Annotated in this window: 13 protein-coding genes; 9 read left to right on the forward strand and 4 right to left on the reverse strand. The window is 74.2% G+C overall.

The annotated features are described in order from the left end of the window. Positions 1 to 38 precede the first annotated feature (38 nt). A complete protein-coding gene (locus HCN51_RS17500) occupies positions 39 to 1,025 on the reverse strand; it encodes a COX15/CtaA family protein (RefSeq protein ID WP_346433687.1) in 987 nt (328 codons plus the stop codon). 107 nt (positions 1,026 to 1,132) lie between these two features. Between HCN51_RS17500 and HCN51_RS17505 the strand changes: the two genes are divergently transcribed. From HCN51_RS17505 to HCN51_RS17540, 8 genes are read left to right on the forward strand one after another with little or no spacing between them, the layout of a single operon-like run. Next, on the forward strand, positions 1,133 to 2,287 hold the full coding sequence (locus HCN51_RS17505; RefSeq protein ID WP_346433700.1) for an NAD(P)/FAD-dependent oxidoreductase: 1,155 nt from the start codon (positions 1,133 to 1,135) through the stop codon (positions 2,285 to 2,287). Further along, the gene (locus HCN51_RS17510; RefSeq protein WP_080037091.1) at positions 2,284 to 2,526 is read left to right on the forward strand and encodes a (2Fe-2S)-binding protein; all 243 of its coding nucleotides are present in this window, start codon (positions 2,284 to 2,286) and stop codon (positions 2,524 to 2,526) included. The genes HCN51_RS17505 and HCN51_RS17510 overlap by 4 nt, the downstream gene beginning before the upstream one ends. Further along, a complete protein-coding gene (locus HCN51_RS59460) occupies positions 2,523 to 4,319 on the forward strand; it encodes an FAD-dependent oxidoreductase (RefSeq protein ID WP_168010652.1) in 1,797 nt (598 codons plus the stop codon). The genes HCN51_RS17510 and HCN51_RS59460 overlap by 4 nt, the downstream gene beginning before the upstream one ends. A gap of 28 nt (positions 4,320 to 4,347) precedes the next feature. Beyond that, complete coding sequence (locus tag HCN51_RS17520) at positions 4,348 to 5,241, forward strand: dihydrodipicolinate synthase family protein (protein WP_168010653.1); 894 nt, start codon at positions 4,348 to 4,350, stop codon at positions 5,239 to 5,241. After that, positions 5,238 to 6,239, forward strand: coding sequence for a proline racemase family protein (locus HCN51_RS17525; protein WP_168010654.1), 1,002 nt, complete (start codon positions 5,238 to 5,240; stop codon positions 6,237 to 6,239). The genes HCN51_RS17520 and HCN51_RS17525 overlap by 4 nt, the downstream gene beginning before the upstream one ends. Continuing rightward, entirely contained in the window at positions 6,239 to 7,204 is a 966-nt protein-coding gene (locus HCN51_RS17530) for a proline racemase family protein (RefSeq protein ID WP_168010655.1), read from the forward strand. The genes HCN51_RS17525 and HCN51_RS17530 overlap by 1 nt, the downstream gene beginning before the upstream one ends. Continuing rightward, entirely contained in the window at positions 7,201 to 8,181 is a 981-nt protein-coding gene (locus HCN51_RS17535) for an ornithine cyclodeaminase family protein (RefSeq protein WP_168010656.1), read from the forward strand. The genes HCN51_RS17530 and HCN51_RS17535 overlap by 4 nt, the downstream gene beginning before the upstream one ends. A gap of 26 nt (positions 8,182 to 8,207) precedes the next feature. Continuing rightward, complete coding sequence (locus tag HCN51_RS17540) at positions 8,208 to 8,876, forward strand: GntR family transcriptional regulator (RefSeq protein ID WP_168010657.1); 669 nt, start codon at positions 8,208 to 8,210, stop codon at positions 8,874 to 8,876. A gap of 373 nt (positions 8,877 to 9,249) precedes the next feature. Here the strand turns inward: HCN51_RS17540 and HCN51_RS17545 are convergent, their stop codons facing one another. Further along, positions 9,250 to 10,179, reverse strand: coding sequence for an EamA family transporter (locus HCN51_RS17545; protein WP_168010658.1), 930 nt, complete (start codon positions 10,177 to 10,179; stop codon positions 9,250 to 9,252). A 133-nt stretch (positions 10,180 to 10,312) separates the two neighbouring features. Here HCN51_RS17545 and HCN51_RS17550 point away from each other — a divergent pair, with 133 nt between their 5' ends. Further along, positions 10,313 to 11,503 (forward strand): MFS transporter, encoded by a 1,191-nt coding sequence (locus tag HCN51_RS17550; RefSeq protein ID WP_168010659.1) that lies wholly within the window; start codon positions 10,313 to 10,315, stop codon positions 11,501 to 11,503. Between the two features lie 10 nt (positions 11,504 to 11,513). Here the strand turns inward: HCN51_RS17550 and HCN51_RS17555 are convergent, their stop codons facing one another. After that, positions 11,514 to 12,281 carry an ABC transporter permease gene (locus HCN51_RS17555; RefSeq protein ID WP_168010660.1) on the reverse strand — a complete coding sequence of 256 codons (768 nt, stop codon included), beginning with the start codon at positions 12,279 to 12,281 and terminating at the stop codon, positions 11,514 to 11,516. Between the two features lie 55 nt (positions 12,282 to 12,336). After that, positions 12,337 to 13,245 (reverse strand): ABC transporter ATP-binding protein, encoded by a 909-nt coding sequence (locus tag HCN51_RS17560; RefSeq protein ID WP_168010661.1) that lies wholly within the window; start codon positions 13,243 to 13,245, stop codon positions 12,337 to 12,339. Positions 13,246 to 13,408 lie beyond the last annotated feature (163 nt).

The raw sequence follows: 13,408 nt of genomic DNA on the forward strand, positions 1-13,408 counted from the left end.
AGTGGCGGACACGACACCACATACCCTGGCATATCCGCTCAGACGACGGCGGCCGCTTCGGTGGGGGAGGGGCTGACGGAAGAAGGCTCGGGGTCGCGGGACCGCAGCGAGGTGGTGACGCGCAGCGCGGCGATCCACACCAGCGTCGAGCCGAGCACGTGCAGCAGCACCAGCGCCGCCGGCACGGCCAGGAACCACTGCGTGTAGCCGATCGCGCCCTGCAGCAGCTCCACGCCGAGCAGGGCCAGCGCCGCCCGCCTGGCCGCGCCCGGCGCCCTGGTCACGTGCAGGGCGAACAGCAGCGCGAACGTCAGCCCGACCACGACGTAGGCGATGTCGGCGTGCAGCCGGGCCACCGCCTCGATGTCGAGGTCGAAGCGCGAGGCCATCTCGTCGCCCGAGTGCGGCCCGGTGCCGCTGACGCCGACACCGATCACCAGCAGCGCGAACACGGCCGCCAGCAGCGCGTGCCCGAGCCTGCGGACGTCGCGGTGCGTGATCAGCCGGGCCGGGCCGTCGCCCTCGCCGGCGCGGGCGTACAACATCCAGCAGGCCGCGATCAGGCCGCTGGAGATCAGGTAGTGCATGCCGACGGTGAACGGGTTGAGCATGGTGTTGACCACCAGCCCGCCCCACAGGGCCTGCGCGATGATGCCGATCGGCTGCAGCCAGGCCAGGCGCACCAGCGAGGCGCGGCGCGGCCGCGTCCGCACGGCGGCCAGCCAGCAGGCGATGCCCACCGCCAGCACCAGGAACGTCAGCAGCCGGTTGCCGAACTCGACCGCCATGTTGAGCGGCGAGACCTCGGGGTGCGCGACCGGGATGAAGCTGTCGGGCGTGCACCTCGGCCAGGTCGGGCAGCCCAGCCCGGACGCGGTGACGCGCACGCCCGCGCCGGTGACCGTGATGCCCGCGTTGACCACCACGGACGCCAACGCCCAGCCGCGCATCGAGCGCGTGGTCGGCGCCCAGAAGGACCGGATGAACCGCACGGCGGGGTTGGAGGTGTCGGTGGGTAGCTTCACGTCATCGATGGTAGGGGCCGCTGTGGCCGGTCCCGCCACCGGGAACCGGCTTGTCCTGCCCCGGGCTTCTCAAGCCCGCAAGGTATGTGACATATTACTGGCGGGAGGTGGTGATGTCCGACGTGATCGTCGTCGGCGCGGGAGTGGTGGGGGCGGCCTGCGCCTACTACGCCGCGCGGGCCGGCCTCGACGTGACCGTGATCGACCAGGGGCCCGTGGCCGGCGGCACGACGGGCTCGGGCGAGGGCAACGTCCTGGTCTCCGACAAGGAGCCGGGGCCCGAGCTGGAGCTGGCCGTGCTGTCCAACCGGCTGTGGCGCTCGCTGGCCGGGCTCGGCGGGTTCGAGTTCGAGCCCAAGGGCGGGCTCGTCGTAGCCGAGACCGAAGAGGTGCAGCGGCAGCTCACCGAGCTGGCCGGCAAGCAGGGCGTCGAGCACACCCTCGTCCCGGCCCAGGAGCTGCGCTCCTTCGAGCCGCACCTCGCCGAGGGCCTGGCCGGCGGCGTGTACTACCCGCAGGACGCCCAGGTGCAGCCCATGCTCGCCGCCGCCACCCTGCTGCGGCACGGCGCCGACAGCTTCGGCCACGGCACGCTGCGGCTGCGGCTCGGCGCCACCGTCACCGGCTTCCTGCGCTCAGGGGACCGGGTGACGGGCGTGCGCACCACGCAAGGCGACGTGCTCGGCGACGCCGTCGTCAACGCGGCCGGCACCTGGGGCGGCGAGGTCGCCGCCCTGGCCGGCGCCCACCTGCCGGTGCTGCCCAGACGCGGCTTCATCCTCGTCACCGAGCCCCTGCGCGAGCCGCTCATCCGGCACAAGGTCTACACCGCCGCCTACGTCACCAACGTGGCCAGCGACTCCGCCGGCCTGGAGACCTCCGCCGTCGTCGAGGGCACCCCCGCCGGGACCGTGCTCATCGGGGCCAGCAGGGAACGTGTCGGGTTCGACCGGACGACGTCCGTGCCGGTGCTGGCACGGCTGGCCGAGCAGGCGGTCGCGCTCTTCCCCGCTCTGCGCGAGGTGCGGGCCATCCGGTCCTACTGCGGGTTCCGGCCGTACTGCCCCGACCACCTGCCCGTCATCGGCGCCGACCCGCGCGTGCCGGGCCTCTACCACGCGTGCGGCCACGAAGGGGCCGGCATCGGGCTCGCCCCCGCCACCGGGCACCTGCTCGCCCAGCTCCTCGCCGGCGAGCGGCCCGACCTCGACCTGCACCCCTTCCGCCCCGACCGCTTCCCCGCCGCCGAGGAGGCCGCATGACCTTCCACATCACCGTCGACGGCCGGCCCGTGCCGGTCGTGCCCGGCCAGACGATCGGCGCGGCCCTGCACGCCGCCGGGGTCCGGTCGTGGCGCACCACCCGCTTCGGCGGGCGGCCGCGCGGGCTGTTCTGCGGCATCGGGGTCTGCTTCGACTGCCTGATCTCCGTCAACGGGCGGCCGCCCGAGCGGGCGTGCCTCCTGGAGGCCGAGCCTGGGGACGAGGTGAGCACGGCATGACGTCCGGAGCCATGCCTCGCGACAGCGGGCCCCACGACACCGCGCCTTACGATCTTGTGGTGGTGGGCGGCGGGCCCGCCGGCGTGGCGGGCGCGCTCACGGCGGCGCTGGCCGGGCTGCGGGTGGCCCGCGTGGACTCCGGGCCGCGGCTCGGCGGCCAGTACTTCCGCCACCCCGCCGTACCCGGGCGGGCGGCGGGGCTCGACCGGTTCCTGCGGCAGGCGCGGGCCCTCGGCGCGCGCGCCGACGTGCTGCTGCGGCACCAGGTGTGGGCCGCGTCCCGCGAGCCGGACGGCGACCTCCTGGTCCACTGCACCACCCGGAACGCGGCCGGGACGTCCCGGGAGGAGCGGGCGGTGGTGCTGCGGGCGCGGCGGTTGCTGATCGCGACCGGCGCGCACGACCGGCCGCTGCCGTTCCCCGGGTGGGACCTGCCCGGGGTGCTCACCGCCGGCGGCGCGCAGGCGCTGCTCAAGGGCGGCGGGGTCGTCGCCGGGCGGCGGATCGTCGTGTCCGGCACCGGGCCGTTCCTGCTGCCCGTCGCCTCTGGGCTGGCCGGGGCGGGGGCGCGGGTGCTCGGCGTGTACGAGGCGAACGGCGGCCTCGGGCTGGCCCGGCATCCGCTGCTGGCCCTGGGCAAGGCCGGAGAGGCGGCAGGGTACGCGGCGGCGCTGGCCCGGCACCGGGTCCCGTACCGGACGCGCCAGGCGGTGGTCGCCGCCCACGGGGAACACGAGGTGGAGGCCGTCACCGTCGCCCGCCTCGACCGGGACTGGAACGTGACGGCCACGCATGTCGTCGAGTGCGACACCCTGGCCGTGGGGTACGGCTTCGTGCCGCAGATCGAGCTGGGCACCCAGCTCGGCTGCCAGACCCGCCACGACGTGGACGGCAGCCCCGTGCTGACCGTGGACACCACCCTGCGCACCACCGTGCCGGGGGTGTGGGCGGCGGGCGAGCCCGTCGGCGTCGGCGGCTGGCGCCTGGCCGAACTGGAGGGCCGCCTCGCCGGCCGCGCCATCATCGCCGACGCCCGCACCTCCCGCACCGCCGGCACCTCCGGAATCGCGGGCACCTTCGGAATCGCCGGCACTGCTAGCGCCCCCGGCACTACCGGCGCCTCAAGCACCGCCGGCACCTCCGGAAGCACCGGCGCCCTCCCCACCGCCGGTGCCCAGCCGAGCGGCGCGCCCGCGGCCGGCGCCAACGCGAATGGGGCGCCGGCGACGAGCCCTGACGTGGGTGACGCACCCTCGACCGGCGCCGACGTGGGCGGTGCGCGTGCGGCCCGTGTCGACGTGGGCGGGGGAGAGGCGGTGGCGGTCGTACCGCCGGTGTTCGCGCGCAGGCGGGAGCGGTGGCGGGCGTTCGGGGAGGCGCTGCAGCGCGCGTACCCCGTCAAGCCCGGCTGGCAGGGGTGGCTGCGGGACGACACGCTCGTGTGCAGGTGCGAGGAGGTGCCGCTGGCCCGGGTACGCGAGGCGCAGGCGCTCGGCGCCACCGACGCGCGCTCGGTCAAGCTGCTGGCCCGCCCCGGCATGGGCTGGTGCCAGGGCCGCATCTGCGGTTACGCCGTGTCCTGCCTGGCAGGGGAGCGCCCCCAGCCGCCTCGCCGCCCGATCGCCCAGCCCGTCACCCTCGGCGCCCTGGCCTCGCTGGCCCCCGACGGCGCACTCATTCCCGGCAGCGCACCCGTTCCCGACAGCGCCCCGACATCGGACAGCGGCCCAGGCAGTGCCCCCGCCTCAGGGGGTGCCGGCGGCGGCGCCCCCGACGACCATCCCGCTCACTGAACCCCCCGCACACCTGGAGGACATCCCCATGGATCACCGCAGCAAGCCCTGGCAGGGCGTCATGGTCGCCACCGCGCTGCCCCTGCGCGAGGACCTGTCGGTCGACTACGACGGCTACGCGGAGCACTGCCGCTGGCTGGTCGCGAACGGCTGTGACGGCGTCGTGCCGAACGGCTCGCTCGGCGAGTACCAGACGCTCACCCCGCAGGAGCGCACCAGGGTGATCGAGACGGCCGTGGCGGCCGTGGGCGGCGCGAACGTGATGGCGGGGGCGGGCGCGTACGGCGCCGCGGAGTCGCGCCGCTGGGCGGAGCAGGCGCGCGAGGCGGGCTGCGGCTCGGTGCTGCTGCTGCCGCCGAACTCCTACCGGGCCGACGAGCGGGCCGTCGTGGAGCACTACCGCGAGGTGGCCAAGGCGGGCCTGCCGGTGGTGGCCTACAACAACCCCTATGACACGAAGGTGGACCTGACTCCCGCGCTGCTGGCCATGCTGCACGAGGAGGGGCTGATCGTGGCGGTCAAGGAGTTCAGCGGCGACGTGCGCAGGGCGTACGAGCTGGCGGAGCTGGCACCGGGGCTGGACCTGCTGGTCGGCTCCGACGACGTGCTGCTGGAGCTGGCCGTGGCCGGCGCGGTGGGCTGGATCGCCGGCTACCCGAACGCGCTGCCGGCCTCCAACGCGGCCCTCTACCGGGCGGCGGTGGCGGGTGACCTGGAGACGGCGCTGCCGCTGTACCGGACCCTGCATCCGCTGCTGCGCTGGGACTCCAAGACGGAGTTCGTTCAGGCGATCAAGCTGTCCATGGACGTGGCGGGACGCCACGGAGGCGCGTGCAGGCCGCCCAGGCAGCCCTTGACCGGCGAGCAGGCGGCTATTGTGCGTGCGGCGACCGAGAAGGCACTGGCGGAAGGGCTGCGATGAGGACCAAGCGCGTTTTCCACGCCGTCGATTCCCACACCGAGGGCATGCCCACCCGGGTCATCACGGGCGGCATCGGCGTGATCCCCGGCGCGAGCATGGCGGAGCGGCGCGTCTACTTCCGCGACCACCTCGACCACATCCGCACGTTGCTCATGACGGAGCCGCGCGGCCACTCGGCCATGAGCGGCGCCATCCTGCAGCCGCCGACGAGGCCGGACGCCGACTTCGGGGTGCTGTTCATCGAGGTGTCGGGGCTGCTGCCGATGTGCGGGCACGGCACGATCGGCGTGGCGACGGTGCTGGTCGAGACCGGCATGGTGGAGGTGGTCGAGCCGGTCACGACCGTGCGGCTGGAGGTGCCGGCCGGGCTCGTCGAGGTGGACGTGGCCGTCGAGGACGGCATGGCCATGTCGGTGACGCTGCGCAACGTGCCCTCGTACTGTGACCGGCTGGACGCGAAGGTGAGCGTGCCGGGGTTCGGGGAGATCCCGTACGACCTCGCGTACGGCGGCAACTTCTACGCCATCGTGCACCTCGACCATTACGGCCTGCCGTTCGACCGCAAGGCCAAGAACGAGATCATCGCGGCCGGCCTGGCCACCATGGAGGCCATCAACGCCGCCGACGAGCCCGTGCACCGGGAGGACTCCCGCATCCGCGGCTGCCACCACGTCTACTTCGCGGCCCCCGGCTCCGACGCCCGCCATTCGCGGCACGCGATGGCCATCCATCCGGGCTGGTTCGACCGCTCGCCGTGCGGCACCGGCACCAGCGCCCGCATGGCACAGCTGCACGCCAGGGGCGAGCTGCCGCTCGGCCAGGACTTCACGAACGAGTCGTTCATCGGCACCCACTTCGTCGGCCGGCTGCTGGAGGAGAGCACGGTGGGCGGGCGGCCGGCGGTGCTGCCGTCGATCACCGGGCGCGCCTGGATCACCGGGACCGCCCAGTACTTCCTCGACCCGCGCGACCCGTTCCCGGCCGGGTTCGAGCTCTGATGCTGACGACCGTCGACTACCACACGGCGGGGGAGCCGTTCCGGGTCGTGACGGGCGGCGTGCCCGACATCCCCGGCGCCACCGTGCTCGACCGGCGCACCACCGCGATGGCCGAGCTCGACGGCGTGCGGCGGCTGCTGTGCAACGAGCCGCGCGGGCACGCCGACATGTACGGCTGCTTCCTCGTGCCCCCGGACGACCCGGGGGCGCGCTTCGGCGCGCTGTTCTGGCACAAGGACGGCTTCTCCACCGCCTGCGGGCACGGCACGATCGCGCTGGGCGTGCACGCGGTCCGCGAGGGGCTGGTCGAGGCCGCCCCGGACGGCGTGACGGACGTCGTGATCGACGTGCCGTCGGGACGCGTCACGGCCCGGGTGCGGCTGGCCGGAGGCCGGATCGAGGGTGTCACGTTCGTCAACGTGCCCTCGTTCGTGCTGGCCAGGGACGTGCCGGTCGCGGGCGTGCGCGCCGACCTCTCCTACGGCGGCGCCGTCTACGCGTCCGTACGCGCGGCGGACCTCGGCCTGGCGGTCGAGCCCGCGCACGTGAACGCGTTCGTCGGGCACGCCCGGCGGATCAAGGCGGAGCTGGCCGGGCACCCGGCGGCCCGGCACCCGTCCGACGAGCGGCTGTCCGGCGTGTACGGGGTGATCTTCCACGACGACCTGCCGGACGTGGGCGGGGTCAGGCGGCAGCGCAACGTCACGGTGTTCGCCGACGGCGAGGTGGACCGCTCGCCGTGCGGCTCGGGCACCGCCGCGCGGATGGCGCTGCTGCACGACGAGGACGGGCTCGCCGAGCTGGTCCACGAGGGCATCGTGGGCGGCGTGTTCACCGCCCGCGTGCGGGAGGAGACGGGTGCGGGCGTGATCGTGGAGGTCGACGGCATGGCGTACCGGACCGGGAGGCACGTCTTCGAGCTCGACCCCGGCGACCCGTTCCCGGCCGGGTTCACGCTGCGATGAGCGGGGCGACGAGCGGGCTCGCCTACTTCGACGCCGCCACGGTGGAGCGGCTGGTTCCCATGGGCCGGGCCGTGACCGTGCTGGAGGAGGCGCTGCGGGCCGGGCTCGACCCGGAGGCGACGCCGCGGCGGCCGATCGTCGACCTGCCCGCCGGGCAGCTGCTGCTCATGCCCGCCGCGACGCGCTCGTACGCGGGGGTCAAGGCGGTCACCATCGCGCCGGGGAACGCGACGCGGGGGCTGCCCCGGATCCAGGGCACGTACCTGCTGTTCGACGGCGAGACGCTGGCGCCGCTGGCGGCCATGGACGGGATCGCGCTCACCTCGCTGCGCACGCCCGCCGTCTCCGCGCTCGCCGTCCGGCACCTGGCCGAGCCGGATGCGCGGCGGCTGGTGGTGTTCGGGAGCGGGCCGCAGGCGTACGGGCACGTGCTGGCGCTTCGGGAGGTGCGGCCGGTGCGGGACGTCACGGTCGTCGCCCGCGACCCGGGCCGCGCCGAGGCGCTGGCCGCCCGCTGCCGCGATCTGGGCCTGACGGCTCGCGCCCTGCCGGCCGGGCAGCCGGAGGCGGGAACGGCCGAGCAGTCGGCAGCTGTCGCGGAGGCCGTGGCGGCGGCCGATCTGATCGCGTGCTGCACCACCGCCAGGCACCCCCTGTTCCCCGGTAAGCTCGCCCGCGACGGCGTCACCGTCGTCGCGGTCGGCTCGCACGAGCCCGACGCCCGTGAGCTGGACGGCGACCTGGTCGCCCGCGCCACCGTGGTCGTCGAGTCGAGGGCGTCCGCCCTGGAGGAGGCCGGTGACGTCATCGTCCCGATCCGCCAGGGTACGATCACTTCTCATCATCTCGCCGGTAACCTCGCCGACCTGATAGCCGGAAGGGTAGGGGCCGGTCCGGGACCGCGCGTGTTCAAGAGCACGGGTATGGCGTGGGAAGACCTCGTGGTCGCGGCCGCCGCTTACGAGGCGCGCACATGAGAGCGGACAGAGAAGGGGATGGGCCGATGGCTGCCGAGGACCGGCTCGACCTGCCGATGGTGGGGGAGCGGCAGAGCCTGCGCGAGCAGGTCGCGCACGCGTTGCGGGCCGCGCTGATCACCGGCGAGATGCGGCCGGGGGTGGTCTACTCCGCGCCGGTGCTGGCCGCCCAGTTCGGCGTCTCGGCCACGCCCGTGCGCGAGGCGATGCTCGACCTGGCCAAGGAGGGCCTGGTCGAGGCCGTGCGCAACAAGGGCTTCCGCGTCACGGAGCTGTCCGACCGCGACCTCGACGAGCTGACGGAGATCCGCCAGCTCATCGAGGTGCCGACGGTGGCCAGGCTCGCCGACAGCGCGCGGGCGGAGGAGTTCGAGCGGCTGCGGCCCGTCGCGGAGGAGATCGTCTCGGCCAGCGAGCGGGGCGACCTGCTCGCGTACGTGGACGCCGACCTGCGCTTCCACGTGGAGCTGCTGTCGCTGTGCGGCAACGCCCACCTGGTCTCGGTGGTGCGCGACCTGCGCAACAGGGCCAGGCTCTACGGCCTGTCGCAGCTGTCGGAGCGCGGCACGCTGGGCGACTCGGCCAGGGAGCACCTGCAGCTGCTGGACGCGCTCAAGAGCGGCGACGGAGCCGCCGTCGGGCACCTGATGGCCGAGCACATCGGCCACGTGCGCGGCATCTGGGCCGAGCACTGACCTTCCGCGTTTCTGGTCCCAACGTTTCTGGTCCCAACGTTTCTGGCCCGAACGTTTCTGGCCCGAACGTTTCTGGCCCGAACGTTTCTGGCCCGAACGTCTCTGCTCCGAACACTGAGCGCAAGTTCCGACATTCGGGGATCGGGCACTCCCGGATGGCGGTAATCTCGATGCGGACCTGCCGAGCGACGCCTGGAGGCGAGCGCCGGCGGCCCTGCCATCCCGGTCCGCCACCGGCGGATCATGCGGCGACATGCCTGGTCAAGCGGACACCCGCACTCCGCTGACCTCCATGGGCTCGGCTCACCCCGCCCATCGAGCCGAGCCCACCGCCGCGCGCCCGAGACCCCATCCCACGGGCGCGCGGCGGCCCTCATGACCGCTTGCGCACGCGGGTGGAGCCGAGGCTGGCGGCCACGATGCAGATGACGGCCGCCCACTGCTGGGCGTGCAGGATCTCGCCGAGCAGCAGCACCCCGATCAGCGCCGCCGCCGCGGGCTCCATGCTCATCAGGATGCCGAACACGTGCTTGGGCATGCGCCGCAGCGCCTGCAGCTCCAGCGAGTACGGGATCACCGACGACAGCAGCCCCACACCGAGGCCGATGAGCAGCAGCTCCGGCTGGAGCAGGTCGGCGCCGCCGGTCGTGACGCCGATCGGCGCGATCGCCACCGCTGAGACGATCATCGCGAACGACAGGCCGCTCGTGCCGGGGAAGCGCCGCCCGGCCGCCGCCGACAGCAGGATGTAGGCCGCCCAGCAGGCCCCGGCCACCAGCGCGAACCCGATGCCGATCCAGCTCACCGACGCCGACTCGCCCCACGGGGCCAGCAGCACCACGCCCAGCCCGGCCAGCCCGACCCACAGCAGGTCGATCCGCCGCCGGGAGGCGGCCACGGCCACGCCGAGGGGCCCGAGGAACTCGACGGCCACCGCGATGCCCATCGGCAGGCGGGCGAGGGCCTCGTAGAAGGTGAGGTTCATCACGGCGAGCGTCAGGCCGAAGCCGACGCCGACGGCCCAGTCACGCCAGCCCAGCCCCTTGAGCTTGGGCCGCGCGATCGCCCCCATGATGAGCGCCCCGGCCGCGATGCGCAGGAACACCACCGCGCTCGGCGGCAGCGACGCGAACAGCTCCTTGGCGAACGCGGCGCCGAGCTGCACCGAGAAGATGCCCAGCAGCACGAGCCCGGAGGGCGGGATCGAGTCGGCGGCGGCGCGGAGCAGGCTCCCCTGCCGGGACAACCCCCAGCGGCCGATGGGCTCCCGGCCGATGGGGTCGTCGAGTGCGAAGGCGGTCACGAAACTCCTCGTACAGGAAGATCAGGGGACGAAAGCAATCGTCAGAGCCTACTCAACGGCTCCGACACCGCCGCGCCCAAGGTGGTACTCCTGCTGACTGGATCATTTATCCGGACATATCCACCATGGAGGTATGACAGCCCCCGCACTTCCCGTGAGTCTCGCCCGTCCTCCACTGGCCCTGTCCGTCTCCGGTTTCGTCAGCAGCTTCGACCGCTTCGCCGTCAGCCCCATGCTCGTGCTCATCGCCGCCGACCTGGGCGTCCCGCTGTCGGCCTCGGTCGCCGCCGCCAGCGGCTACTACCTGGCGTACGGGCTGACCCAGCCGCTGTGGGGCCTGCTGTCCGACCGCTTCGGCCGGGTTCGGGTGATGCGCTGGGCGCTGTTCGGCGCGGCGCTGGCGGGCGCGGCCTCGGCGCTGATGCCCGTCCTGTGGTCGCTCGTCGTGGCCAGGGTCGTCACGGGCGCCTGCTTCGGCGCGGTGATCCCCACGGGGCTGACGTACGTGGGCGACACCGTCGCGCCGTCCGTGCGCCAGCGCGCCCTCACCGACCTCATGGCCGCCGCGGCCCTGGGCACCGCGCTGGCCACGGGGCTGGGCGGCATCGTCGCGGGCCTCGTGGACTGGCGGGTGGCCTTCACCGTGCCCGCCGCCTGCGCCCTGGCCTGCGCGCTGTCGCTGCGCTCCCTGCCCGAGCCGCCCCGGCACGAGAACGCGGGCGACGGCATGCTCGGCCACCTGCGGGCGGTGCTCGGGCAGCGGTGGGCGCTGCTGGTGTTCGCGCTGGCCTTCACCGAAGGGGCGATCATGCTGGGCGCCATGCCGTTCCTCGCGCCGGCGCTGCAGCACACCGGGCTGGCCGCCGCCGTGGCGGGGCTGTCGATCACCGCGTACGGGCTGGGGCTGTGGGGCTTCGCCAAGCTGGTCAAGCGCCTGTCGGGCCGCTGGCCCGCGCCGCTGCTGATGGTCGTGGGCGGCGCGCAGCTCTGCGCCGGGTTCGCGATCGTGGCCGTGCACGTGAGCGTGCCCGCCGTCGCCGTCACGGCGCTGCTGCTCGGGGGCGGCTGGTCGTTCCTGCACTCCTCGCTGCAGACCTGGGCCACCTCCGTCGTGCCCGAGGCCAGGGGCACCACGATCGCCTTCTTCGCCTGCGCCCTGTTCGTGGGCAGCGCGGTGGCGTCGTGGGCGGGCGGGCCGCTCGCCCAGGACGGCCGCTACGGGCTGCTGTTCGGCCTGGCGGCGGCCGCGGCCGTCCCGCTGACGGCGGCGGCCGCCCTCACCCGCCGCCGCTACACCGCCGCGCACGCAGACAAGGCCCGCTAGGGGTGCCGCCTCACTCCCACCGGAACGTACGCGAGACCAGCCCCAACGACACCACCGCCCAGGCCGCGAGCACGGCCACCGGCACCAGCGGGAGCGCCGCGCCCTGGGCGAGGACCGCGCGCAGGCCGCCGGTCAGCGCCGAGATGGGCAGCGCCTCCAGCACGGGCCGCACCCCGGCCGGGAACTTGGTCAGGGGGAACATGACCCCGCCCACCCCCAGCAGCACCAGGTAGACCAGGTTGGCCGCCGCCAGGGTGGCCTCGGCGCGCAGCGTGCCCGCCATGAGCAGGCCCAGGCCGCTGAACGCCGCGGTGCCCAGCACCACGAGCAGCGCCGCGCTCAGGAACGACCCGTGCGGCCGCCACCCCAGCGCCAGCCCCACGGCCACGATGACCACGGCCTGCACGACCTCCACGGCGACGACGGCCGCCGTCTTGGCCAGCATGAGGCCGCTCCTGGACAGCGGGGTCGCGCCGAGCCGCTTGAGCACGCCGTAGCGGCGCTCGAAGCCGGTGGCGATGGCCTGCCCGGTGAACGCGGTGGACATCACGGCCAGCGCCAGCACGCCGGGGGCCAGGAAGTCGACCCGCCGCTCCGTGCCGACGTCGATGAGCGGCGCCAGCGAGAAGCCGGTCAGCAGCAGCACCGGGATGATCAGGGTGAGCAGGAGCTGCTCGCCGTTGCGCAGCATGGCGCGCACCTCCGCGCCCGCCTGCGCCAGCACCATGCGCGGGAACGGCGCCGCCCCGGGGGCGGGGCTGAAGTCGAGCGCGGTCATCGCAGCCCCCTGACGAGGTCGAGCGCTCGCGGCTCCCTGCCGAAGTCGGGCGCGGTCATCGCAGCTCCCTGCCGGTCAGCTCGAGGAAGACGTCTTCGAGGGTGCGGCGCTCGATGCGCAGGTCGTCGGCTGTGACGCCCTCGGCCGCGCACCAGGCCGTCACCGTGGCCAGCAGCTCCGGCCCCACCAGGCCCTCGATGATGTAGTGGCCGGCCGGCGACTCCTTGGCCGCGCTGCCCGCCGGGAGCGCGTTCAGCAGCTCCTCCAGCGCCAGCCCCGGCCGGGCCCTGAACCTGAGCTGCCGCTCGGCCCCGGTCAGCGAGGCGGGCGTGCCCTCGGCGACCACGCGGCCCCTGTCGATGATCACGACATGGTCGGCCAGCCGCTCGGCCTCGTCCATGTGGTGGGTGGTCAGCATCACCGACACCCCGGCCGCGCGCAGCTCGCCCACCAGCTCCCAGCAGGCGTGCCTGGCCTGCGGGTCGAGGCCGGCCGTGGGCTCGTCGAGGAAGACCAGCTCGGGCCGCCCGACGACGGCCGCCGCCAGCGACAGCCGCTGCTGCTGCCCGCCCGACAGCCGCCGGTACGGGGTGCGGACGTGGCCGGTCAGCCCCAGCCGCTCCAGCAGGGCGCCGGGGTCGAGCGGGTGCGCGTAGAAGCGCGAGACCAGCCGCAGCCACTCGGCGCAGCGCATCGCCGGCGGCACGCCGCCCGCCTGCAGCATGACCCCGACCCGGGCGCGCAGCTCGGGCCGCGCGGGCGCCAGGCCCAGGACCTTGACGGTGCCGCCGTCGGCCTTGCGGAACCCCTCGCAGATCTCCACCGTGGACGTCTTGCCCGCGCCGTTGGGCCCGAGGACCGCGGTGACCGCGCCGCGCTCGGCGCGGAAGGTGAGGCCGTCGACGGCGGTGCCGGCGCCGTAGCGTTTGACCAGGTCGACGATCTCGACGGCTGGGGAATCCATGGCCACGAGTGTAGGGACTCCGCCAGGCGGTCCGGGCCGCAGGCCAGGATGACGGCGTTCGTCCGGTTCGGGAGCCCGTTCACCGAAGTTTCGGGAAATATCTGATGATTGGGAATTCGGAGGACCGAAACCTGGTTTGATCCCTCGGCCCTCGTGGGCCGCC

The organism is Nonomuraea composti (assembly GCF_012034275.1).
GTDB classification, from domain to species: Bacteria; Actinomycetota; Actinomycetes; order Streptosporangiales; family Streptosporangiaceae; genus Nonomuraea; species Nonomuraea composti.

Coding starts and splice junctions, on each gene's coding strand:
- HCN51_RS17510 (WP_080037091.1), top strand. CDS start 2,284: ATGACCTTCCACATCACCGTCGACGGCCGGCCCGTGCCGGTCGTGCCC.
- HCN51_RS59460 (WP_168010652.1), top strand. CDS start 2,523: ATGACGTCCGGAGCCATGCCTCGCGACAGCGGGCCCCACGACACCGCG.
- HCN51_RS17520 (WP_168010653.1), top strand. CDS start 4,348: ATGGATCACCGCAGCAAGCCCTGGCAGGGCGTCATGGTCGCCACCGCG.
- HCN51_RS17525 (WP_168010654.1), top strand. CDS start 5,238: ATGAGGACCAAGCGCGTTTTCCACGCCGTCGATTCCCACACCGAGGGC.
- HCN51_RS17530 (WP_168010655.1), top strand. CDS start 6,239: ATGCTGACGACCGTCGACTACCACACGGCGGGGGAGCCGTTCCGGGTC.
- HCN51_RS17535 (WP_168010656.1), top strand. CDS start 7,201: ATGAGCGGGGCGACGAGCGGGCTCGCCTACTTCGACGCCGCCACGGTG.
- HCN51_RS17540 (WP_168010657.1), top strand. CDS start 8,208: ATGGCTGCCGAGGACCGGCTCGACCTGCCGATGGTGGGGGAGCGGCAG.
- HCN51_RS17550 (WP_168010659.1), top strand. CDS start 10,313: ATGACAGCCCCCGCACTTCCCGTGAGTCTCGCCCGTCCTCCACTGGCC.
- HCN51_RS17555 (WP_168010660.1), bottom strand. CDS start 12,281: ATGACCGCGCTCGACTTCAGCCCCGCCCCCGGGGCGGCGCCGTTCCCG.
- HCN51_RS17560 (WP_168010661.1), bottom strand. CDS start 13,245: ATGGATTCCCCAGCCGTCGAGATCGTCGACCTGGTCAAACGCTACGGC.